We start from the raw sequence: 22,355 nt of genomic DNA on the forward strand, positions 1-22,355 counted from the left end.
ATGATCTCCGGGCTGCTTTTCCTAACATGTCTTTATCCCAAAAACGGTTCCCACTTTTGGGAGACATGTTCTAGTTCAACGCTTTCTGCCGTGTCTCCACATCGATGAAAAAGGCGATAATACCGGCCAGCGCCAGAAGTCCCGCAAACAGTGCCACGGCGACATAGAAGCTCTGGCTGATGACGAGTGCCAGCGCGGACGGCGCAAGCAAGCCGCCAAGGCGAGCCATCGCGCCCGCCGCTCCCATTCCGCTTGCGCGCAATCCCGTCGGATAAAGCTCCGGTGTGAAGGCATAGAGCGCGCCCCATGTGCCAAGCAGGGCAAAGCTCATGATGAGAATGGATGCACCGACAACCGCTGAACTGTTGGCCACTGTAAAGAGAGCACAGGCCGCAGCGCTGATGAACAGAAAGGTGATCAGCGTCTTCTTGCGTCCCCACGCTTCCACGCCATAGGCGGCGAGTGCGTAGCCCGGCAATTGAGCCAGTGCAACCACGACAAGGAAGCCGTAGCCGCGGACGAAGCCAAAACCATCACCGGCAAGCTTGGCCGGTATCCAGGTGAAAATACCGTAATAGGACACCGAAACGAGAAACCAGATTGCCAGCGTCGTCAGCGTGCGCTGGCGCAGATTTGGCGACAGAAGCTTTTCGCCTGTCACCATAAGGGGCGCTTCTAGCCGGGCCTTCGGCGGCAACTCCGGTTTGCCATTACGGCGAAGCACGCGGTTCATGACCGATTTGGCTTCTTCCGGACGTCCCGATTTCAGAAGATGCATTGGGGATTCCGGCACCCAGAGGCGCAGCCAGATGCCGATGAGCGCCGGTGCAGCAGTGACGATGAAGATATAGCGCCATCCATCTTCTACGCCTGCAAGGCTGGTGGCCCATGCCGCAAGGGCAATGATAACGGTGCCGACCGCCCAGAAACCTTCGAGCATCACAAGCCAACGGCCGCGATTTTTGGCGGGAAGGAATTCGGCCATCATCGCATAGTCGACCGGCAATGTTCCGCCGACTGCCACGCCCGTCATGAAGCGCAGGAAGAGCAAAATACCGAAACTCGGCGCAAATGCCGAAAGCAGTCCGAAAACGGCATCGCAGGCGACAGTGATCAGAAGCACGCGGCGGCGACCGTATTTATCCGCCAGTCGCCCGAAGACCGCCGCGCCGATCAGCATGCCAAGGAAGAACAGCGTGCCGGTCTGCAATGCTTGTGGGACGGTCAGGCCAAAAGTCTTTGCAATGGCAGCACCAGTAAAGCCAACCGCCAGCACCTGCATGGCATCGGCGGCCCAGACAAGGCCAAACACACCCAGAAGACCGCGCTGAAATGCGCCCGTACCCGCCTGATCGAGCGTCTGTTCAATGGTAACTTTCATGCCGCGACGTGTCCCCTGCTACCGGCTGAAGATATGCTGCCTTTTACAGCGCCGACGATGGGCTGCTGTCAATCGCCCTTTTCAGATATTGCCCGATCTTTTGCCTGCAAATATTCCCAGAAGCTCTCGGCATGGGCCGGAAGTGCCGCATCGTGACGATAGATACGGACCTCGACCGTGAAATCCCAATAGGGATCAGTTGAGGCTGGCACTAGCTCGCCGCGTTGCAGTTCGTCATAGATGAGGCTTTCGGGCAGCCAGGCCATCCCCCAGCCTGCAAGCGCCATGGCCTTCAGACCGATCGACATGGTGTTTTCGTGAACCACCTGACGCTTGAACGCGGTACCGGATGCAAATTTCTGCGACAGGGCAGCGCCAAAGAAGGAAAAGTCACCATAGCTCAGATATGGCAATGGCGCTCCGCTGGCAACGGCATGATCGAGGATCGGGCCTGTCGGAGACGGGCGCGAGACCGGCATCAGCCGTTCCGTGCCGAGTACGATGTACGGAAACTGTGTGCGGTCGATCAGGATCGGCACGGAATTGTGCGCATAGGTCAGGAAGAAATGAACCTCTCCTTCCGTCAGCGTCGCGATATTGTCCTCGAAACCACCCCGATCCGGACTGAGCAGAGAGCGTATGCTGCCAACATCGTCATCGATCTGCTTCAGCCAGTGCGGAAAGAATGTGACTGTCAGCGTGTGCAAGGCTGAAAATGTGAGGACGGGGTTTTGGACCTCGCGGCTCGGCTGCAGTGCCTTGCGTGTGTTGTAGAACTGGCGAACGGTATCCTGCGCGACCGGCAGAAAAGTTCGTCCCTCACGAGTAAGCTCTGCAGGAAAAGTCGCGCGATTGACGAGAGTAACGCCAAGCCAGAGTTCAAGCTGCTTGATGCGACGGGAAAACGCGGATTGCGTCACATGCCGGGTATCCGCCGCGCGCGAGAAACTGGACGTTGCCGCCAGCGCGATGAAGTCTTCCAGCCATTTCAGTTCCATTGGGTCGGGGCCTTTCCAGCAAAGGGCAATAAGGCAGTATGGCAATAGGGCAGTATGTTTGGTTCGGCTCGAACGAGACCTTTTTCCTGCTGCCTTACCCCTTATGCAATTTCTGCATAGTGATTGCAAAACATAGCATTGGCAGCTCCCAAGCTTTTTCCATACCGTCCGGCAAAACTGTTAAACGCGCATCTGTTCCGAAAACCGCTTCACGTTTTTCGGGGTGCGCACAATCAATCACATAGATGTCCGAGGACGTGTTTTGGCCAGGGTAATTTATTTGAACGGCGCTTTCGTTGCTGAGAACGAGGCGAAAGTGTCGGTGTTCGATCGCGGCTTTCTGTTTGGTGACGGTATTTACGAAGTCAGTGCTGTCATCGATGGCCGCCTTGTTGACAACGAACTTCACCTCGCCCGTCTGGAGCGCTCCGTCAGGGAACTCGGAATTCCGTTGCCTGCTTCGCTGGACGCCATTCGCGCCGCACAGATCGAGCTGATGAAGCGCAATGAACTGCATGAAGGCGTCGTCTATATGCAGGTGACGCGCGGCGAAGCCGAACGCGATTTCGTCTATACCGACGACATCAAGCCGAATTTCGTCATGTTCACGCAGGCCAAGAACCTCGCCAGTTCGCCGTCGGTCCAGAATGGCGTAAGGGTGGATGTTGCACCGGATACGCGCTGGGCGCGCCGCGACATCAAGACCGTCATGCTTCTGGCGCAGGTGCTGGCAAAGAAACAGGCCAAGAGCAAGGGCTACCATGAAGTCTGGCTGGTTGAAGACGGCTTCGTTACCGAAGGCGGTTCATCGACGGCATTCATCATCACCAATGACAATGTGCTGGTAACGCGGCCGAATTCGCACGCTATCCTCCCCGGCTGCACGCGCCGCGCCGTGATCAAGATCGCGGAAGAACAGCACCTTCGCATTGAAGAGCGCCTGTTCACGGTCGATGAGGCGAAGGCCGCCAAAGAAGCGTTTCTCACGAGCGCATCGAGCTTCGTGACGCCAATCATCGGCATTCAGGATCATACGATTTCCGACGGCAAGCCGGGGCCGATCACCCGCCGTTTGCAGGAGATCTACATGGATATGGCTCGCACGGGATCTGAGCCGGTACTTCAGCCGTGACTAACGAACGGGTTTTGCCTGCAAGGTTGCGAACAAGACCTGTTTTCTGCAAAACGATAGAATCCTAGAGGAAGGCCCGCTGCTGTGGGCTTTCCTCATGCGCATTATCGAGGCCAGCACACGGAAAAAACCATGACAGGCAAGGCACGCGACTACGGCATCATCTGCGGCATCATGCAGCCGGGCGAAAACAACGCCATCACCGATGTGCCGGGCGTGCGCGTGGGGCACCGCACGTTGCGCAACGGCGATATCAATACCGGCGTGACAGCAATCATCCCGCATGGCGGCAACATATATCGCCGCAAGGTGCTGGCCGCTTGCGATGTCATCAATGGTTTTGGCAAAAGCACCGGTCTCGTGCAGGTCGAGGAACTGGGCACGCTGGAAACGCCGATCCTGCTCACCAATACATTTGGCGTCGGAACCTGCGCCAATGCATTGATCCGAGAGGCGATTGCAGGCAATCCCGATATCGGGCGCACCACGGCGACCGTCAATCCGGTCGTTCTGGAATGCAATGACGGTCCGCTCAACGACATTCAGGCCATGGCCGTCACGGAAGCGGATGCGCAGGAAGCCTTGCAGATTGCGGGAACGGACGTTGGTGGAGGCAATGTCGGTGCAGGAACTGGCATGAGCTGTTTCGGATTCAAGGGTGGCATCGGCACATCCTCGCGCCGATTCGAACTTGACGGCAAGGTGCATCACCTCGGTGTTCTGGCGCTGACCAATTTTGGCCGCGCCGGTGATCTGGTTCTTCCGGACGGGCGCAGGCCTTCGCCGAAGGCCGAAGCACAGCCGGAAAAAGGTTCAGTCATTCTGGTGCTGGCGACAGATGTTCCGATGGAACACCGCCAGTTGAAGCGCGTGACCCGCCGCTGTGGCGCGGGACTGGCACGCCTTGGTGCATTCTGGGGCCACGGAAGCGGTGATATCGCCATCGGCTTTTCAACGGCTGTGACATTCGACCATGATGAAACGCGTGATATGGTTGAAATCGCGGTGCTCAACGAAAACCGTATCGACACGCTGTTTCGCGCGGCAGTTGAATGCACGCAGGAAGCCGTCCTCAACTCCATGTGCATGGCTGAACCTATGCGCGGACGCGCCGCAAACCGTCGCTCGCTGGCCGACTGGCTGGAAAGCAACAAAGATTAGACGCGGCAACCTCTGACGGGGTCCACATCAAATCCTGATATTTTCTGTGTATTGCCACATTTGGCTTCGATCATTCGCTGATGATCGAGGACGAAGGGTGGCAATATGCTGCAAAACCGCGACTCGGCGCGACCCATGGCACGCTCCCACGAGTTTGGGCTGCTTAGGCACAACCGTTGGCGGTATAAGGGCGCTTCGTTTTCGGGGCAGTCATATGCCGAATCGATGACAGCGCTGAAATTTCAGGACCAATTTTTTGACGACATCGTTTGTTCGCCTGACTGTACTGGGAAGTATCCTGCCATTGCTGGCGGCATGCGTCACCGTTGGTCCTGACTATCAGAAGCCAAATGTGCTGACGCCTGCTGGTTGGAACAGCAAGGCTGACAAGCGTGCCCCTCAATTGGGTGATTGGTGGAAAAACCTGAAAGACCCGGTTCTGGATCAGCTGATAGCGGACGGAATTGCCGGTAGCCCGGATGTTGCTACTGCGAAGGCGAAGGTGCGGCAGACCCGCGCCAATTACACCTCGGCCGGTGGCGCGCTTTATCCGCAGTTGGATGGAAGCGGAAGCTTCACGCGATCTGACAGTGGAACTACTCTTGCCTCCAATCAGTCGAGCATGGGTTTTAAAACCCAATGGGAACTCGATCTTTTCGGCGGCAACAGGCGCGGTGTGGAAGCAGCCTACTACAATGTCGAATCCGCAAATGAGCAATTGCGGGCAGCGCTCGTTACGCTGATCGGCGACATCGCAACCAACTATGCAAACTTGCGCGGTGCGCAGGCCAATATTGCCATTGCGCAGCGCAATGCGGCGTCCCAGCGGCAGACCGTAGCACTGACACGCAGCCAGCTGGAAGCCGGACAAATCTCGCAGGTCGATCTTTTGAGCGCCGAGACACAGGCAGCTTCGACTGAAGCCCAGATACCGGGTCTGCGGATCAGCTACGCCCAATATCTCAATCAGTTATCTGTGTTGACGGGCCGGTCTTCTTCGGCACTGGCGAGCGTTCTGGACAAATCACGTCCGATACCCGCGATCCCACGCAAAATTTCAGCCGGCCTGCCTGCCGATTTGCTGCTCAGCCGCCCGGATGTCCGCGCAGCGGAACGCGATTATGCAAGTTCAACTGCCAGCATCGGCCAGAAGCAGGCCCTGCTCTATCCAAGCATTTCGCTCACCGGTAACATCAACACCGGCGGCCCCAATTTCGGTGACCTTGGAAAACTGTCGACAATCAGCTGGGCTTTCGGTCCAAGTTTGAGCGTACCGATCTTCCATGGCGGCCAGCTGAGTGCGGATGTCGACGCGGCGAAAGCGGCACGCGACCAGTCGTTTATCGCCTATCGGAAGTCCATCCTGACGGCGCTCAGCGAAGTCGAGAATGCCAGCGTATCGCTCCACCAGAACCGTTTGCGCACCGCGCAGCTACAGAAAATCGTTGGCAACAGCCGCAAGATCAACGAGCTGACGCTGGAACAATATAGAGCTGGCACGAAGAGCTTCGTTGATGTGCTGACGGCGCAGCGCGACCTTCTGAGCGCAGAAACCAACCTTAGTCAGGCCCGAACCGATCTGGTCCTGAATTATGTCGCCCTGCAGAAAGCACTGGGTGGTGGCTGGAACGGCATCATTGACGTTGCGAAACCTGAAGTCGTTGACGGCTATACAGGTCCGCGTATCGTCAAGACCCCGTCGCTTCCTCCGCTGACAACCGATAAGAGACCACTATGAAACCCAAGTCGAAACGCCGTTTTCGCTGGCGCCTGTGGCTGGCCATCCTCATCGCATTGCTGATCGTGGGCTATTTTGTCGTCCGCTCCCTCACGAAAGAAGAACCTCTGCCCGCCACGACTGAAATCAAGCGCGGTGAGATCGAAAGTTCGGTTCTTGCAACGGGTACTTTGCGGCCTAAAAACCTGGTTGCCATCGGTGCGCAGGCGACAGGCCGCATTCTCTCGCTCAAAGTCAAACCGGGCCAGCAGATAAAGGCCGGCGAAGTCGTTGCCCTGATTGACTCGACCAATCAGCAGAACGAGCTGAACAAGGCCCAGGCATCGCTTCGCCAGAACGAAGCCACCCGTGCACAGAACCTTGCCGATCTGGAGCTGGCCAGGCAGGATCTGGCGCGAAACCAGATGATGATCGGCAAGAATGCCGTTGCACGTGCGGATTACGACAAGGCGGTCAGCACCGTAAAGTCGAAGGAAGCACAGGTCGCCAACAGCGAAGCGGCGATTGCGGCAGCGAAAGTCGACGTCCAGATCGCCGAAACCAATCTCGCTTATACCCGCATCACAGCGCCCATTGACGGCACGATCCTTGCGACGGTGGTTCAGGAAGGCCAGACCGTTAACGCACAGCAAAGCGCGCCGACGATCGCTATTCTCGGGCAGCTCGACACGATGACCGTCGAGGCGGACATTTCGGAAGCGGATGTTACTCAGGTTCGCGAAGGAATGCCGCTTTATTTCACCATATCGGGACAAAACCTGAAGCGTTATGACGCGACGCTGGAAAAGATTGAACCGGCTCCGGATTCTATCGTCAGTGACAAAAGCTTCACGACAACGGCTGTGAGCGCATCGAGCTCGGCGACTGCCTCGGCCATTTACTACAAGGGTATTTTCAGCGTTCCCAATCCGGATGGGCTGCTCATAACCTACATGACGACCGAAGTTCATATTCTGCTTGCGAAGGCAAAAGACGCCTTGATTGCGCCTGTGACCGCTCTCAAGGACACGAGTGAACCGGGCAAGGCCACGGTTCGCGTGGTGACAAGCGCCAACAAGATCGAAGAACGCACGGTCGAAACCGGCATTACCGACAAGGTCAACACCGAAATCCGTTCGGGTCTGAACGAGGGGGATAAGGTCGTGACCGATAATCAGGTTACTGCTCCTGCCCCGGACAGTTTCTGACATGAGCGATACGCCGCTTCTCTCGCTCAAGGGCGTTTCCCGACAATATCCGTCGGGTGACGACTTCACGACGGTTCTGAACCATGTGAACCTGACCATCGAGCGCGGAGAGATGGTGGCGATCATTGGCGCGTCGGGTTCGGGCAAATCCACGCTGATGAATATTCTCGGCTGTCTGGATCGTCCGTCGGAAGGCGAATATCTGATTTCCGGTCGCGCTACGTCGGAACTTGAAGCTGATGAGCTGGCACAATTGCGGCGTGAGCATTTCGGTTTCATTTTTCAGCGCTATCATCTGCTTGGTGAACTGGACGCCGTAGGCAATGTCGAGATACCGGCCATTTATGCAGGCCAGAAAAAGGCGGAACGGCGCGAAAAGGCTGAAATGATCCTTCAGCGGCTTGGTATGGGCGAACGCACCCATCACCGGCCCAGCCAGCTTTCCGGGGGCCAGCAGCAGCGCGTTTCCATCGCCCGCGCCCTCATCAACGATGCTGATGTCATTCTGGCGGACGAGCCAACGGGTGCGCTCGACAGCCATAGCGGCGAGGAAGTCCTTGGCATCCTTCAGGAACTGAACCGCGAAGGACGCACCATCGTCATCGTCACGCATGACCGGCAGGTTGCAGCGCGGGCGCAGCGCATCATAGAAATTCGCGATGGCGAAATCATCTCCGACACACGTAACGGTGAGACCGAGCGGCGAGTGATGTCTGTGCCGGTTGAGCAGCAGCAGGCCAAGCCAAGACTGCTCGCCGGGCTTCGCGACCGCTTCAACGAGGCATTCGCGATGGCGCTCCGGTCGATGAATGCGCATCGGCTGCGCACGTTTCTGACGATGCTCGGCATCATTATTGGCACGGCATCTGTCGTCTGCGTCGTGGCCCTGGGACAAGGGTCACAGCGGCAGATTCTAGAGCGGATCAGCGATCTCGGCACCAATACGCTTTACATCAGTCCCGGCAGGGGATTTGGCGACCTGAAAGCCGCGCAGATCACAACGCTCAATCTGGACGATGCCAAGGAGATCGCGAAACTGCCCTATGTGGTGGCTGCGACGCCATCCGGTTCGACAAACTCAACGATCCGTGTCGGCGACAAGGAAGTCAGCGTTTCGGTGAACGGTGTGGGTGCGGAATATTTCGTCACACGCAACAGCAAATTGCTCGAAGGCCGGTTTTTCGATCAGCGCAATGTCGATGATCTGGAACAGGTGGCTGTGGTTGATGAAACAGCCAAGACGACACTCTTTCCCCATGAAGTAGGCTCTGTCATCGGCAAGATCATCCTTTTGAACAAAGTGCCAGTGCGCATTGTCGGTGTCGTCAAGGCCGAGGAACGCGGACCGGGTGGCGCGCAAACGCTTGAAGTCTACCTGCCCTACACGACTGTTCAGACACGCATGACCGGCTCACGTTCATTACAGATGATCCTCGTTCGCGTCGCCGACACAATGGACCCGTCGGAAGCCGAAAAACTGATTACGGCTTTCCTGACCAAACGGCATGGCGAGAAGGACTTCTCAGTCTTCAATACCGACAGCCTGCAAAAGACCATTCAGGCCACGACGGCAACGCTTGCCCTTCTCGTGTCCAGCATTGCAGGCATATCGCTTTTTGTCGGCGGCATCGGTGTCATGAACATCATGCTTGTCGCCGTATCGGAAAGAATCAACGAGATCGGTGTCCGCATGGCCATTGGCGCACGCCAGAGCGATATTTTGCAGCAGTTCCTGATCGAGGCGATTCTCGTTTGTCTGATCGGTGGCGTGCTTGGTGTTCTCATCGCTGCCGGATTCGGCCTGCTGTTTGCGCAGTTCAGTTCGATGTTCCAGCTCATCTATTCTCCCGCCTCCATCGTGGTTGCGCTTGTCTGCTCGAGCCTGATCGGCATCGGATTCGGCTTTATTCCGGCTCGCAACGCCTCCAAACTCGATCCGGTCGTCGCCCTCGCACGGGACTGATCAGTGAGTCTCGGACTTGAGGCCTCTCTGCCGCCGGATGCCGTTCACGGCTGCAGAATTAACAGGTAGCGGAAACTACCCTTGATTGTTGCATTGCGCATAAATCAATATAAGAAATACCTTTATTAGATTGATATTGCTGATTTTATATATGCAACCGAAGGTAATATAGTCTTTGGGGGGAGCTATGCATGAGGATATATGTCCCGCAAGAAATTTCTGTCTTTTGGGTCGTTTCGGAAGGGGGTTGTTAACCTTCATTTTTTATTACTTGGGCTCATTCAGGCGACAGTATCTATGGTTCAGGTATCATGCGTAATTTGAGAGAAAATTTCCCCCAGTCTACAGGAAATCGTGCAGAGAACGCTCAGGACCCGAAGCAGCCTAGCGGTCAGACGGGCAGTCAAAACCCCGCCAGTGACGATGCCTGGAAAATCCATTTTTCGCTCGGTGCGAATGTTCGTTTTACCCGCACGCCAGAAGTTGAGCTTTTGCGTCGTCGCGGCGAGGAACTCCCGAGCATCAATGAGCGCACTCAAGCTGAAGCTGCGCCAGAGATCAGTGTCGAGAAGGTTGCCGAAGCTCAACCCATGGCGGTCGCCAAATTGCAGAAGACCGTGTCGCAGAGCATGGTTCGCTCGCCAATAGCACCGGTGCCGCCTGCAATGCCTTTGATTCCTGTGACAGTTGTCGCAGCTCCTGCAGAGCCCGCTCTGGAAGTAGCCCCAGTTGTGGCTGAACCGGTCGCGGCTGACATTGTAAATCCGGCCCAGCCATCGGCCTTTGCCTATCTTTCAGACTTCGCTTTCTGGGAAGGTTGCGACATCGATACGGCACTTGTGCCTGCGGAGCCTCTGGTTTCTGCTGTTCCAGCAGAACCGCGCAAGCCTTTGCCGACCGTTGAATCCATTCTGGCACAGTTCCGTATTCGCGAATGGAACAAGCAACCGGAGCCAGCTGCAGTCGCCCCGATTCAGCCAGTCGTAGAGACACCGGCTGCCCTTGCGCCAGTTGAAACGGTTGCACCGAAACCTGTTGCCACTGTTCAGGTCGAAACGCCCGCGCCGCAGCCGATTGTGGCTGTGCCAGAGATCGCACCCGAAGTTATCGGCGAAGCCACCGAGGACGAAGTTGTACTCACCGTTGCTGAAGCGGAGGAACATGTCATCGAGGAAGTAGTGGTTCCGGAGCCGGTCGTCGAAAAGCCCGCCGCGGTCAAGGCGGCGCCTTCGATTGCATTGTACCAGCCGCAGCCCCTCCCCCGCGCCGAAGCGCCTGTCATTCACGGCAGCTATGAGTTTCCGCCGCGAGACCTCTTGCAGATGCCGCCCGAACAGGACGGAAATGTCATCACGCAGGAAATGCTGGAACGCAGCGCGGGGTTGCTCGAAAGCGTGCTGGAGGATTTCGGCGTGCGCGGTGAGATCATTCATGTCCGCCCTGGTCCGGTCGTCACGCTCTACGAGTTTGAACCGGCGCCTGGCGTCAAGTCCTCGCGCGTCATCGGCCTTGCCGATGATATCGCCCGCTCCATGTCGGCGCTTTCCGCCCGCGTGGCTGTGGTTCCCGGCCGCAATGTCATCGGCATCGAACTGCCGAATGCCAATCGCGAAACTGTTTACCTGCGTGAAATGATCGATAGCCGTACCTTCGAGGCATCGAACTACCGTCTGCCGCTTTGCCTCGGCAAGGGTATTGGTGGCGAGCCGATCATCGCTGAACTGGCCAAAATGCCTCACCTTCTGGTGGCAGGCACCACCGGTTCGGGTAAGTCGGTCGCCATCAACACGATGATCCTGTCGCTGCTCTACCGTTTCAAGCCGGAAGAATGCCGCCTGATCATGGTTGATCCGAAGATGCTGGAACTGTCCATCTATGATGGTATTCCACACCTGCTGACCCCGGTTGTTACTGATCCGAAAAAGGCCGTCGTCGCTCTGAAATGGGCCGTGCGCGAGATGGAAGAACGCTATCGCAAGATGGCCCGCCTCGGCGTGCGTAACATCGAAGGCTTTAATGCCCGCGCCGCCTCGGCCAAGGGCAAGGGCGAAACCGTGATGTGCACGGTGCAATCCGGCTTCGACAAGGAAACGGGGGAAGCGACCTATATTCAGGAAGAGCTCGACCTGACGCCCATGCCGTACATCGTGGTAATCATCGACGAGATGGCCGACCTGATGATGGTTGCTGGCAAGGACATTGAAGGCGCCGTCCAGCGTCTTGCCCAGATGGCCCGCGCCGCCGGTATCCACCTCATCATGGCAACCCAACGCCCTTCGGTCGATGTCATTACCGGCACGATCAAGGCAAACTTCCCGACCCGCATCTCGTTCCAGGTCACCTCGAAGATCGACAGCCGCACGATCCTCGGTGAAATGGGTGCCGAGCAGCTTCTCGGTCAGGGCGACATGCTTCATATGGCAGGCGGCGGACGCATCGTCCGTGTCCATGGCCCGTTCGTTTCCGATGAAGAAGTCGAAAAAGTGGTCAACCACCTGAAGGAACAGGGACGTCCGGATTATCTGGCGACCGTCACGGAAGACGAGGAAGACGAAGACGCAACGCAGGACGCAGCGGTTTTCGATGCAACCTCGATGGGTTCGGAAGATGGTGACGACGTATATGAACAGGCCATCAAGGTCGTGATGCGCGACAAGAAGTGCTCCACATCCTATATCCAGCGCCGCCTCGGTATCGGTTATAACCGTGCTGCGTCGCTCGTGGAGCGTATGGAGAAGGACGGTCTGGTCGGCCCTGCCAATCATGTCGGCAAGCGCGAGATCCTGACGGGCAACCGCGACTGATCACTGCTAAATCCAAGTTAAAAAAAGCCGGATCGCACACGCGATTCGGCTTTTTGCTGTGCCTTGCCAATGGGTTGGAAACTGTTGCGCCAATGCGCTTGTCAAGATGTAAAATTTGGTTAATACTTAGTTCATTCGTACATTCTTGATAATCGGTCGAGATAGCCTCGAAAGCGGTCTCGCGCCCAGAAGATAGGGAGAATGATCGATGAAGAGCATTATTATCGGTCCTGCGGCTACCGAAAAGGATCGTACAGTTACGCAGCAGATTTTGCTGCGCATTCATGAGCAGATGCCAAAGCCCTCCGAAGACAAAACACAGGTTTGCAACGTATTGCGCCTGTCGAAGGGTGGCTATTCGCACCGCAGACGCAGAATTCATAAACTAGCCTGAGTTTAATTAATCGTATCACGTTTTTCTTCAGCGTCGCTCGCATCCCAGCGCAGCAGGCGCTGCATTTTTTATTTTCCGATATTTGCTGGTCGGCAGTGTCGATCACGGTCTTGTTCCAGCCCTACCCTTTTTAAAAGGAGACGTCTGGGGTAAGGGATAGCAATTGTCTCTCTTCATCCAGACATCAAGGAAATGCTATGCCCTCGCCCGCTCAAACCGACGGACAGCCGGAAAATAAGAAGTCTGGCATCTTTCTGGGGTTATTGACGATTCTGGTGGGCTTCTTCTTCATTCTCTTCATGGGGCTGGGAATCTGGCAGGTGGAGCGTCTGCAATGGAAGCTCGATCTCATCGCAAGGGTCGATGCGCGCGTTCATGCCGAACCAATTGCAGCGCCGGGCCCGGACGATTGGGCCAACGTCAACCAGAAAGACGATGAATACCGCCATGTCACGTTGACCGGCACCTATCTGAACGACAAGGAAGTGCTGGTCCATGCGCTGACCGAGCGCGGCGCGGGCTATTGGGTCCTGACGCCGATGCGTTCATCCGATGGCGCACTGACTTTCATCAATCGCGGCTTTGTTCCAAGCGACAAGCGCGATCCGTCATCGCGGCAGGAAACGCAGATTGCTGGTGAAACGACCGTAACAGGCCTGTTGCGTATGCCGGAACCTGACGGGTTCTTCCTGCGTCCGAACGATCCGGCGCGCAATGACTGGAATTCACGCGACGTTGCGGCCTTTGCGCAGAAGGAAAATCTGGGACCTGCTGCGCCCTATTTCATCGATGCGGATGCAACAGCTGGCGCGGGAGCGCTTCCCATTGGTGGACTGACGGTCGTGAAATTCCGTAACAGCCATCTTTCCTATGCAATCACATGGTTTGCGCTTGCTGCCATGGTTGCCGGTGCCGCCATTTTCCTCTGGCGGCACGAGCGTAAGTTGAAGAGCTAGATGTGCAACGCGTGGCCGAGCGCTTTCATGCTGGCTTCGGCAAAGCCTTCGCTCAATGTCGGATGTGCGTGGATCGTACCGGCGATGTCTTCCAGTCTTGCCCCCATCTCCACCGCCTGCGCGAAGGATGATGAAAGCTCGGATATGCCGACGCCAACAGCCTGAATACCGAGGATGAGGTGATTATCCGCACGTGCAACGACACGGATCAAGCCGTCTTCACGCTCGATCGTCATTGCTCGGCCATTGGCCTGAAACGGGAAAATGCCCACCTGAATCTCATGACCGGCCTTGCGCGCCTCATCCGGCGATAGCCCGACCGTAACGATTTCCGGATCGGTGAAGCAGACGGCGGGGATACAGCGTTTGTCCCAAAGCTGATTGCCGACTGCGATGATTTCCGCCACCATCTCGCCCTGTGCCATGGCACGATGCGCAAGCATTGGCTCGCCGGTCACGTCACCAATGGCATAGACACCGCGCATGGAAGTGCGGCAGCGCTCGTCGATACGGATGAAACGTCCATCCATATCGAGACGAATTTCACTGAGACCCCAACCGTCGGTCTGCGGCTTGCGGCCCACAGTGACGAGGATCTTGTCGGCCTCGATGGTCTTCGTAGCGCCGTCGGCGGTCAGGACTTCAAGCCCTGCCTCATCCTTCGATAGTCCCTTGGCTGAAGTGCTGGTCAGGACTTCGACGCCGAGCGCCTTCAAACGCGCCATGACCGGACGCGTCAGCTCGGCATCATATTGCGGCAGGATGCGGTCAGTGGCTTCCACCACAGTGACTTTCGCGCCAAGCTTGGCAAAGGCCGTGCCGATTTCCAGCCCGATATAGCCGCCACCGACGATAGCCAGCTTTTCCGGCACCTTTTCCAGCGACAGCGCTTCAGTGGACGAAATGACTTTTCCGCCAAATGGCAGCGCCTGAATTTCAACCGGAACGGAGCCGGTTGCGATAACGATGTTTTCGGCATGGATCGTCTGGCGGCCGGTATCGGTTTCGACCAGAACGGTTTTCCCGTCGAGAAAGCGTGCCTGTCCATGGAACATGCGCACGCGTGACCGTTTCAGGAGTCCAGCCACACCGCCATTAAGGCGGCTCACAATGCCGTCTTTCCATTCAAGCGTTCTGGCAAAGTCGATGGCCGGATTCTGCGCCGTAATGCCGAGCGCGCCCTTCGATGCAAAGACGGAAAGGCGGTGGAATTCATCAGCTGCGTGGATCAGCGCCTTGGACGGGATGCAGCCCACATTGAGGCACGTGCCGCCCAGTCGCGTCTTTTCCACCAGCACCGTATCGATGCCGAGCTGGCCTGCCCGGATGCCGCATACATAGCCGCCGGGGCCGCCGCCGATGATCAGGAGTTTGCAGGAAATCTCGCTCATTCGATCAGCCTTCTACAAAAATCATCGCTGGCGTTTCCAGAAGGCTTTTCAGCTTCTGTACGAAAACCGCAGCGTCCCAGCCGTCGATCACGCGATGGTCGAAACTGCACGACAGGTTCATCATCTTGCGCGGCACGAACTGCACTCCGTCCCACATAGGACGCACGGCCATCTTGTTGATGCCGATGATTGCGACTTCCGGGCGGTTGATGATCGGTGTCGTGGCGATTGCACCGAGTGGTCCAAGCGATGTGATGGTGATGGTGGAACCTGTCAGTTCTTCTCGCTTCGCCGTACCGTTGCGCGCCGCGTCAGTAACGCGCGACAACTCAGAAGCTGCAGCGAACACGCTCATGCTTTCCGCATGGCGTACTACCGGCACAATCAGACCGTTGGGCGTCTGCGTGGCGATGCCGATATGCACACCACCAAACTGGCGGATGATGTCGGCCTCGTCATCGAAATGCGCATTGAGACCGGGCTGTTCTTTCACTGCCTTGACGATAGTCCGAATAATGAAAGGCAGAAGCGTCAGACGCGGGCGATCTTCTTTCTTTTCATTATTGAGGCCGCTACGCAGCTCTTCCAACTGTGTAACATCGACCTCTTCGACGATGGTAATATGCGGAATATGGCGCTTCGCCTCGGCCATGCGTTCGGCAATCTTGCGGCGAAGGCCGATGACCTTGATCTCGTTGACCGAGGTGTCGGTTGCATAACCGGACAGAGCCGGTGACGCGCCTGTTTCCTGCTGGAAAAAGACGTCCAGATCTTCATGCGTGATGCGCCCCGCCGGACCCGTACCGCGAACACGACGCAGATCGACGCCTGCATCGCGAGCGCGCAGTCTGACGGACGGTGTTGCCAGCGGCCTTTCGCCCTCGCTGCGTATCGGACCCGCACCAGAGAATGCGCGGCTTGTGGCTTCACGCTTGGGGGCAGCCGCTTTTGGAGGAACCGGCGTCTGCAACAGAACCGGTGTTTCGGGAGTTGGTGCCGGTTGCGGCTTGGCCGTTTCAACAGCAGTCGGAGCCGGTTCTTCTGCGTTCCCTTCGGATTTCTCTTCCGTCGCACCGCCCTCGATCTCCAGACGGACGAGTTCAGACCCGACAGCGATCTTCTCGCCGACTTCACCATTGACGGCGATGACCTTGCCGCCGCGTGACGATGGAATTTCCACTGTTGCCTTGTCGGTCATGACGGCGGCGAGAAGATCGTCCTCGCGCACGACATCGCCAACCTTCACATGCCATTCGACCAATTCGGCCTCGGCAACGCCTTCACCAACATCGGGGAGTTTAATTGTAAAATGTGCCATGTTTCCCTCCCCCTCAAGCTTCCATGATGGATGTTAGCGCGCGGCCAACCCGGTCGGGGCCGGGGAAATAGGCCCATTCCTGCGCATGCGGATAAGGCGTGTCCCAACCGGTAACGCGGAGGATCGGCGCTTCCAGATGATAGAAGCAATCACGCTGCACGAGTGCAGCAAGTTCCGCGCCGTAACCGCAGGTCAGCGTCGCCTCATGCACGATTACGCAGCGCCCGGTCTTCTTCACCGACGCCATGATGGTGTCCGTATCGAGTGGAAGCAGCGTGCGAAGATCGATCACCTCAGCATCGACGCCGGTTTCCTCGGCGGCGGCAAGCGCCACATGGACCATGGTGCCATAGGCAAGCACCGTCACGTCGCTGCCCTCGCGGCGAATGGCAGCTTTGCCTAGCGGCACGGTATAATAGCCTTCCGGCACATCACCGAGATCATGTTTCTTCCAGGATGTCACCGGACGGTCGTGATGCCCGTCGAAAGGGCCGTTATAAAGACGCTTCGGTTCGAACATGATAACGGGATCAGGGTCTTCGATGGCCGCCAGCAGCAGTCCCTTGGCATCGGCAGGCGTCGACGGCATGACCGTCTTCAGGCCCGATACATGGGTGAAAAGCGCTTCCGGACTCTGGCTGTGCGTCTGGCCACCATAGATGCCGCCGCCGGATGGCATGCGGATCACGATAGGACAGGTGAACTCGCCCGCAGAGCGATAGCGTAGGCGTGCGGCCTCGGAAACGATCTGGTCGTAGGCCGGGTAGACATAGTCCGCGAACTGCACTTCGATGCAGGGGCGAAGACCGTAAGCGGCCATGCCGATGGCGGTGCCGACAATGCCGAGCTCACTGATCGGCGCATCAAAGCAGCGTTCCTTGCCGTATTTCTTCTGGAGGCCAGCCGTACAGCGGAAAACACCGCCGAAATATCCGACATCCTCGCCGAACACGACCACCTTCTTGTCGCGTTCCATGGCGATATCGTGGGCGTTCTGGATCGCCTCGATCATGGTCATCTTGGTCATGAATTATTTCCTCCGCATTTCCGAACGGAAAACCGCTTCACACTTTTCCTGGAAATGCTCAAAACCCCGCTTCCTGACGCTGGCGGATAAGATGCGGCGGCGTTTCGGCATAGACATCCTCAAACATGTCGCGCATCGACGGCTTGCGGCCATCATGCAGCGTACCAATGGCTTCCGCTTCACGCTGTGCAGCCACCACCAGATCCATCACTTCGGCTTCGGCCTGCTTGTGACGTTCATCCGACCAGACGCCGCGCTTGATAAGATGGTTCTTGAGCCGCAGGATCGGATCGCCGAGCGGCCATGCGTCGCTTTCGGCCTTCGGACGATAGGCGGATGGATCGTCAGAGGTTGAGTGTCCGCCAGCGCGATAGGTCACATATTCGATGATGGTCGGCCCGAGATTGCGCCGGGCGCGTTCCACAGCCCATTTGGCTACCGCATGAACGGCCAGATAGTCATTGCCATCGACACGTAGGGCAGGAATGCCGAAGCCGTGGCCGCGCGCTGCGAAAGTGCCGGAGCCGCCGCGCGCAATGCCCTGAAAGGTGGAAATGGCCCATTGGTTGTTGACGATATTCATCACCACCGGGGCTTTGTAGGTCGAAGCAAAAACCAATGCGGCGTGGAAATCGCTTTCTGCGGTCGAGCCATCGCCGATCCATGCAGCAGCGATCTTCGTATCGTGGCTGATGGCCGAAGCCATGGCCCAGCCGACGGCCTGCGTATATTGCGTCGCGAGATTGCCGGAAATGGTGAAGAAGCCATGGTCCTGTGACGAGTACATCACCGGAAGCTGACGGCCTTTCAGCGGGTCCTGCTCGTTGGAGAAAATCTGGTTCATCATCGTGACGAGCGGATAATCGTCGGCAATGAGCAGACCGGCCTGACGATAGGTCGGGAAATTCATGTCGCCTTTGCGCAATGCCTTGCGGAAAGCACAGCTGACCGCCTCTTCGCCGAGATGCTGCATATAGAACGAGGTCTTGCCTTGACGCTGAGCCATCATCATGCGGGCATCATAAGCGCGCAGGGTCATCATGTGGCGAAGCCCGTCTTTCAACTCATCATCGGTCAAGGTGCCCGCCCAGGGGCCGACCGCCTCGCCTTCGCGGTTCAAAACGCGGATGATGCTGAAAGCCAGATCGCGCATTGCTTCCGGCTTTTCGTCGATTTCCGGCCTGCGAACGCTTCCCGCACGCGGGATTTTGACATGGGAGAAATCCGGTGCGTCACCGGGCCGCCACTCCGGCTCGGGAACATGCAGGGATAGTACGACATCATCGCTCATGCGGGTAACCCTCGAAACTGGCCTCACAACTGGCCTAGGGAACTTACAAAATGTCGAACGGGAGAATATCGGATTGGTTCCGTGCGTTTCGGAAACCCTATCGTCGGCGTTGTTAGTCACATCTGCCGACCTTGTTCCTCCCATGCGACATGGCGCCGATTTCCTCCTTCGGCACCATCCGTTTTCAGGGTGGAACGGGTTCAAAAATAAAGCAAGATTATTTTTCGGCCGCTTCGGCACTCTTTTGTGAAACGGGTTCGCTCGTGCTTTGGCAGCAGCTAAGGTGCGCCGGACGAAACAAGCTTATTCCCGTGATTTCGATGGGATTTTAAGTGGAATGTTTAACTATCTGGTACCGCAATAATATTGCTTTTGATTGACGAAAACGTCAGTACTTATTGGTACTCTTTCGGCCCTTTCGAGCGCGGTTTTCGTTTCTCACAAACTCAGCATGAGGCTTTTTGTCCATGTATCCCAGCGAGAATTACGTCCATCAAACGACGCCGATTCTCCAAAAAGAAAAGCCGCACCCGAGGGCGCGGCTTGGTAAGAAGCTGCGAAATATTCGGTTCAGCGGATCGCTTTGCCGTTCGCATCAAACCGATGCGTCTTGCTATCATCAGGCGTAATGAAGATCATGTCGCCTTCGTTGTAGTGATGTTCGCCGAAGAGCCGCACCGTAATCAGGCCCGCAGCTTCGGTTTCGACGTAAAGGATCGTATCGGCACCGAGATGTTCGGCGTGGATGACCTTGCCTTGCCATTTGCCGCTGTCGCGGCTGACGGAAATGTGCTCGGGACGGATACCGACCGTCTTCGCTCCTGCGTCGCCAACACGGGTGCCGTCCACGAAATTCATCTGCGGCGAGCCGATGAAGCCTGCGACAAACAGATTGTCAGGCTTGTTATAGAGTTCCATCGGCGAACCGACCTGCTCGATGCGGCCGGCATTGAGGACAACGATACGGTCAGCAAGCGTCATGGCCTCAACCTGATCATGCGTGACATAGATCATCGTCGCCTTGAGCTCGCGGTGCAACTTGGCGATTTCAAGCCGCGTCTGCACGCGAAGTGCAGCATCGAGGTTCGACAGCGGTTCATCGAACAGGAACAGTTCAGGTTCGCGCACCAGTGCACGCCCGATGGCGACGCGCTGGCGCTGGCCACCTGACATTTCAGCCGGACGGCGACCCAGATAAGGGTCAAGCGACAGCATTGCCGAAGCTTTCGAAACGCGTGTTTCGATTTCAGCCTTGGCCGTGCCTGCCTGCTTGAGGCCAAGCCCCATATTGTCCTTGACCGTCAGGTGAGGATAAAGCGCATAGGACTGGAACACCATCGCGATGCCGCGCTTGGAAGGCGGCGTGACTGTGACATCATCGCCATTGATGAGCACCTGACCGGAAGAAACATCTTCCAGACCGGCTATGGAGCGCAGCAGCGTTGACTTGCCGCAACCGGAAGGTCCGACGAAGATGATGAATTCGCCGTCCTGCACTTCAAGATTGATATCCTGCAGAACTTCCTGTGCGCCGTAGCGCTTGTGTACCGATTTGAGTAGCAGCGATCCCACGTAACTAATTCCCTTAGAGCATTTCCAGCAAAAGTGCGAAGCGGTTTTGCGTAGGATAATGCGTGAAAACAAAGAGATAGAGCGGTTCCACGAATCCGTTTTAACTGGAACCGCTCTAATTTCTACCGGCTTACAGTTTGACAGGCTGGCCCGAGCGCACGCTTTCATCTGCCGCAAGGCAGATGCGCAGCGATTGCAGCGCGTCATCCATATGTCGGTTGAGATCGATATCTTCGCGAATGGCCTTCAGCATGTAAGCCTGCTCGCGTTCACACAATTCCTGATGTCCGGGCTCGTCGGCCATGGAGAGGTTCGTATCCGGTTTCAGGAACTTTCCGTCCGCCCCACGCTCGGCGCGGTGAACACGGATGGTCGAGGTCTTGGTATGTGCGTCCACATCGTCGGATTTGGTCACGGCCTCGTTCATGACGATCGAGACGCAGCCGTTCGGCGAGATGACGTCCTTCACGAAGAAGGCCGTTTCCGACATCATCGGTCCCCAGCCCGCTTCATACCAGCCGACCGTGCCGTCATCGAACAACACTTGAAGATGGCCGTAATTATACATGTCCGGCTTGATCTCGTCGGAGAGGCGCAATCCCATGCCGCGCACTTCCACCGGCTTGGCGTCAGTGATCTGGCACATGACGTCCACATAATGCACGCCACAATCGACAATGGGCGACGTGGTGTTCATCAGGTTCTTGTGCGTCTCCCAGGTTGCGCCACTGGATTGCTGGTTGAGATTCATGCGGAAGACGTAAGGTCCACCGAGCTGGCGTGCCTCGGAAATAAGCCGCATCCACGACGGATGATGGCGCAGAATATAGCCGATGACGAGCTTGCGCCCGTTGGCGCGTGCGCAGTCGATTACCCGACGCGCATCCTCAACCGTCGTTGCCAGCGGCTTTTCCACGAACACATGCGCGCCCTGCTCCAGCGCCGCGACGGCATAATCCGCATGGCTTTCCGAATAAGTAGCGACGCAGGCGAGATCGGGCTTCAGTTCCTTCAGTGCTTCATGGAAGGAAGGATGAATTTCATAGCCTGCCAGTTCATCCGGAACGGCAACCTTGGTGCGATTGACGAGGCCGATGACCTCGAAGCCGGGATTGCGGTGATAGGCCAGTGCATGGCTGCGGCCCATATTGCCGAGACCGGCGGAAAGAACACGAACAGGATTTTGCATTGCAGAACTCATTTTACAGCCCCCGCGGTGATGCCGCGGATCAGCTGCCGCGAGAATATGACGTAAAGGACGAGGATCGGGAACATCGCCAGCGAAAGCGCTGACAGAACCGCATTCCAGTTGGTGACGAACTGACCGATGAACAGCTGCGAACCGAGCGTCACCGTCTTGGTGGCTTCACTTGGCGCAAGGATCAGCGGAAACCAGAGATCGTTCCAGATCGGGATCATGGTGAAAACGGCGACCGTGGCCATGGCAGGCCTGATCAACGGCAGCACCAGCTTGAAGAAGATTGCATATTCCGACATGCCGTCTATTCGCCCGGCATTCTTCAAATCGTCGGATACTGTTCGCATGAATTCCGACAGGATGAAGATCGCAAGCGGCAGGCCCTGCGCGGTATAAACGAGGATCAGCGCCGTCAGCGTGTTGACCAGACCTGCGGCTACCATGCCTTGCAGCAGTGCAACCGTGCCGAGCCGGATCGGGATCATGATGCCGATGGCGAGATAAAGCCCCATCAGCGTGTTGCCCTTGAAGCGATATTCAGCGAGCGCAAAGGCTGCCATCGCACCGAACAGGATCACAAGGAAGATGCTCACCACCGTGACGATGGTGCTGTTCTGAAAGTAAGTCAGGAAGGAGCCCTGCTTCAGAACCGTTTCATAGCCGATGAGACTGAAACTTTCCGGTGTCGGAAACTGCAGTGGCGTGCGGAAAATCGCATTGCGATCCTTGAACGAATTGATCAGCGTCAGCGCCACCGGGAACACGGCGATCAGCATGTAGAAGATCAGGGCCGCATGAACGAGAGTGGTGCGAATGGGCGATGTGCGTGCTTTCGACATGGTCT

The 22,355-nt window shown here is 57.0% G+C and carries 17 protein-coding genes; 8 read left to right on the forward strand and 9 right to left on the reverse strand.

Annotated elements, in window-relative coordinates:
* Positions 1-70: 70 nt before the first annotated feature.
* Together ABDF71_RS14910 and ABDF71_RS14915 are read right to left on the reverse strand one after the other, a co-directional pair.
* Positions 71-1,381 (reverse strand): MFS transporter, encoded by a 1,311-nt coding sequence (locus ABDF71_RS14910; RefSeq protein WP_010658762.1) that lies wholly within the window; start codon positions 1,379-1,381, stop codon positions 71-73.
* Between the two features lie 68 nt (positions 1,382-1,449).
* Positions 1,450-2,379 (reverse strand): LysR family transcriptional regulator, encoded by a 930-nt coding sequence (locus ABDF71_RS14915; RefSeq protein WP_010658761.1) that lies wholly within the window; start codon positions 2,377-2,379, stop codon positions 1,450-1,452.
* Positions 2,380-2,659: 280 nt separating this feature from the next.
* Between ABDF71_RS14915 and ABDF71_RS14920 the strand changes: the two genes are divergently transcribed.
* The 8 genes from ABDF71_RS14920 to ABDF71_RS14955 all read left to right on the forward strand — a co-directional run bounded on the left by ABDF71_RS14920 (position 2,660) and on the right by ABDF71_RS14955 (position 13,714).
* Complete coding sequence (locus ABDF71_RS14920) at positions 2,660-3,511, forward strand: D-amino-acid transaminase (protein WP_010658760.1); 852 nt, start codon at positions 2,660-2,662, stop codon at positions 3,509-3,511.
* A 132-nt stretch (positions 3,512-3,643) separates the two neighbouring features.
* A complete protein-coding gene (locus ABDF71_RS14925; protein ID WP_151663823.1) occupies positions 3,644-4,672 on the forward strand; it encodes a DmpA family aminopeptidase in 1,029 nt (342 codons plus the stop codon).
* 256 nt (positions 4,673-4,928) lie between these two features.
* The gene (locus ABDF71_RS14930) at positions 4,929-6,410 is read left to right on the forward strand and encodes an efflux transporter outer membrane subunit (protein ID WP_500061676.1); all 1,482 of its coding nucleotides are present in this window, start codon (positions 4,929-4,931) and stop codon (positions 6,408-6,410) included.
* Complete coding sequence (locus ABDF71_RS14935; protein ID WP_500061677.1) at positions 6,407-7,597, forward strand: efflux RND transporter periplasmic adaptor subunit; 1,191 nt, start codon at positions 6,407-6,409, stop codon at positions 7,595-7,597. The genes ABDF71_RS14930 and ABDF71_RS14935 overlap by 4 nt, the downstream gene beginning before the upstream one ends.
* 1 nt (position 7,598) lies before the next feature.
* Positions 7,599-9,560, forward strand: coding sequence for a MacB family efflux pump subunit (locus tag ABDF71_RS14940; protein ID WP_151665495.1), 1,962 nt, complete (start codon positions 7,599-7,601; stop codon positions 9,558-9,560).
* A gap of 311 nt (positions 9,561-9,871) precedes the next feature.
* A complete protein-coding gene (locus ABDF71_RS14945) occupies positions 9,872-12,364 on the forward strand; it encodes a DNA translocase FtsK (RefSeq protein WP_500061678.1) in 2,493 nt (830 codons plus the stop codon).
* Positions 12,365-12,572: 208 nt separating this feature from the next.
* Positions 12,573-12,758, forward strand: a complete 186-nt coding sequence (locus ABDF71_RS14950) for a hypothetical protein (protein WP_010658754.1) — start codon at positions 12,573-12,575, stop codon at positions 12,756-12,758.
* A 197-nt stretch (positions 12,759-12,955) separates the two neighbouring features.
* Positions 12,956-13,714 carry an SURF1 family protein gene (locus ABDF71_RS14955; RefSeq protein WP_036586299.1) on the forward strand — a complete coding sequence of 253 codons (759 nt, stop codon included), beginning with the start codon at positions 12,956-12,958 and terminating at the stop codon, positions 13,712-13,714.
* Here the strand turns inward: ABDF71_RS14955 and lpdA are convergent.
* From lpdA to ABDF71_RS14990, 7 genes are all read right to left on the reverse strand, one after another.
* On the reverse strand, positions 13,711-15,105 hold the full coding sequence (lpdA, locus tag ABDF71_RS14960; RefSeq protein WP_151663828.1) for a dihydrolipoyl dehydrogenase: 1,395 nt from the start codon (positions 15,103-15,105) through the stop codon (positions 13,711-13,713). The two genes, ABDF71_RS14955 and lpdA, sit on opposite strands and share 4 nt — an antisense overlap.
* A gap of 4 nt (positions 15,106-15,109) precedes the next feature.
* Entirely contained in the window at positions 15,110-16,423 is a 1,314-nt protein-coding gene (locus ABDF71_RS14965) for a dihydrolipoamide acetyltransferase family protein (RefSeq protein WP_151663829.1), read from the reverse strand.
* A gap of 13 nt (positions 16,424-16,436) precedes the next feature.
* Complete coding sequence (locus ABDF71_RS14970; RefSeq protein WP_010658750.1) at positions 16,437-17,450, reverse strand: alpha-ketoacid dehydrogenase subunit beta; 1,014 nt, start codon at positions 17,448-17,450, stop codon at positions 16,437-16,439.
* A 58-nt stretch (positions 17,451-17,508) separates the two neighbouring features.
* Complete coding sequence (locus ABDF71_RS14975; RefSeq protein ID WP_010658749.1) at positions 17,509-18,741, reverse strand: 3-methyl-2-oxobutanoate dehydrogenase (2-methylpropanoyl-transferring) subunit alpha; 1,233 nt, start codon at positions 18,739-18,741, stop codon at positions 17,509-17,511.
* A 570-nt stretch (positions 18,742-19,311) separates the two neighbouring features.
* On the reverse strand, positions 19,312-20,313 hold the full coding sequence (locus tag ABDF71_RS14980; protein WP_010658748.1) for an ABC transporter ATP-binding protein: 1,002 nt from the start codon (positions 20,311-20,313) through the stop codon (positions 19,312-19,314).
* Between the two features lie 130 nt (positions 20,314-20,443).
* Positions 20,444-21,514, reverse strand: a complete 1,071-nt coding sequence (locus tag ABDF71_RS14985) for a Gfo/Idh/MocA family protein (protein ID WP_151663831.1) — start codon at positions 21,512-21,514, stop codon at positions 20,444-20,446.
* On the reverse strand, positions 21,511-22,350 hold the full coding sequence (locus tag ABDF71_RS14990; protein ID WP_010658746.1) for a carbohydrate ABC transporter permease: 840 nt from the start codon (positions 22,348-22,350) through the stop codon (positions 21,511-21,513). Before ABDF71_RS14990 ends, ABDF71_RS14985 begins: the two co-directional genes overlap by 4 nt.
* Positions 22,351-22,355 lie beyond the last annotated feature (5 nt).

Origin of the sequence: Ochrobactrum sp. WV_118_8 (genome assembly GCF_039631535.1) — a bacterium.
In the GTDB taxonomy this organism is placed as follows: domain Bacteria; phylum Pseudomonadota; class Alphaproteobacteria; order Rhizobiales; family Rhizobiaceae; genus Brucella; species Brucella anthropi.

Excerpts from the sequence above, each read along its gene's own strand:
- ABDF71_RS14910 (WP_010658762.1), bottom strand. The coding sequence starts at position 1,381 with ATGAAAGTTACCATTGAACAGACGCTCGATCAGGCGGGTACGGGCGCA.
- ABDF71_RS14915 (WP_010658761.1), bottom strand. The coding sequence starts at position 2,379 with ATGGAACTGAAATGGCTGGAAGACTTCATCGCGCTGGCGGCAACGTCC.
- ABDF71_RS14925 (WP_151663823.1), top strand. The coding sequence starts at position 3,644 with ATGACAGGCAAGGCACGCGACTACGGCATCATCTGCGGCATCATGCAG.
- ABDF71_RS14935 (WP_500061677.1), top strand. The coding sequence starts at position 6,407 with ATGAAACCCAAGTCGAAACGCCGTTTTCGCTGGCGCCTGTGGCTGGCC.
- ABDF71_RS14940 (WP_151665495.1), top strand. The coding sequence starts at position 7,599 with ATGAGCGATACGCCGCTTCTCTCGCTCAAGGGCGTTTCCCGACAATAT.
- ABDF71_RS14945 (WP_500061678.1), top strand. The coding sequence starts at position 9,872 with ATGCGTAATTTGAGAGAAAATTTCCCCCAGTCTACAGGAAATCGTGCA.
- ABDF71_RS14950 (WP_010658754.1), top strand. The coding sequence starts at position 12,573 with ATGAAGAGCATTATTATCGGTCCTGCGGCTACCGAAAAGGATCGTACA.
- ABDF71_RS14955 (WP_036586299.1), top strand. The coding sequence starts at position 12,956 with ATGCCCTCGCCCGCTCAAACCGACGGACAGCCGGAAAATAAGAAGTCT.
- lpdA (WP_151663828.1), bottom strand. The coding sequence starts at position 15,105 with ATGAGCGAGATTTCCTGCAAACTCCTGATCATCGGCGGCGGCCCCGGC.
- ABDF71_RS14965 (WP_151663829.1), bottom strand. The coding sequence starts at position 16,423 with ATGGCACATTTTACAATTAAACTCCCCGATGTTGGTGAAGGCGTTGCC.
- ABDF71_RS14970 (WP_010658750.1), bottom strand. The coding sequence starts at position 17,450 with ATGACCAAGATGACCATGATCGAGGCGATCCAGAACGCCCACGATATC.
- ABDF71_RS14975 (WP_010658749.1), bottom strand. The coding sequence starts at position 18,741 with ATGAGCGATGATGTCGTACTATCCCTGCATGTTCCCGAGCCGGAGTGG.
- ABDF71_RS14985 (WP_151663831.1), bottom strand. The coding sequence starts at position 21,514 with ATGAGTTCTGCAATGCAAAATCCTGTTCGTGTTCTTTCCGCCGGTCTC.
- ABDF71_RS14990 (WP_010658746.1), bottom strand. The coding sequence starts at position 22,350 with ATGTCGAAAGCACGCACATCGCCCATTCGCACCACTCTCGTTCATGCG.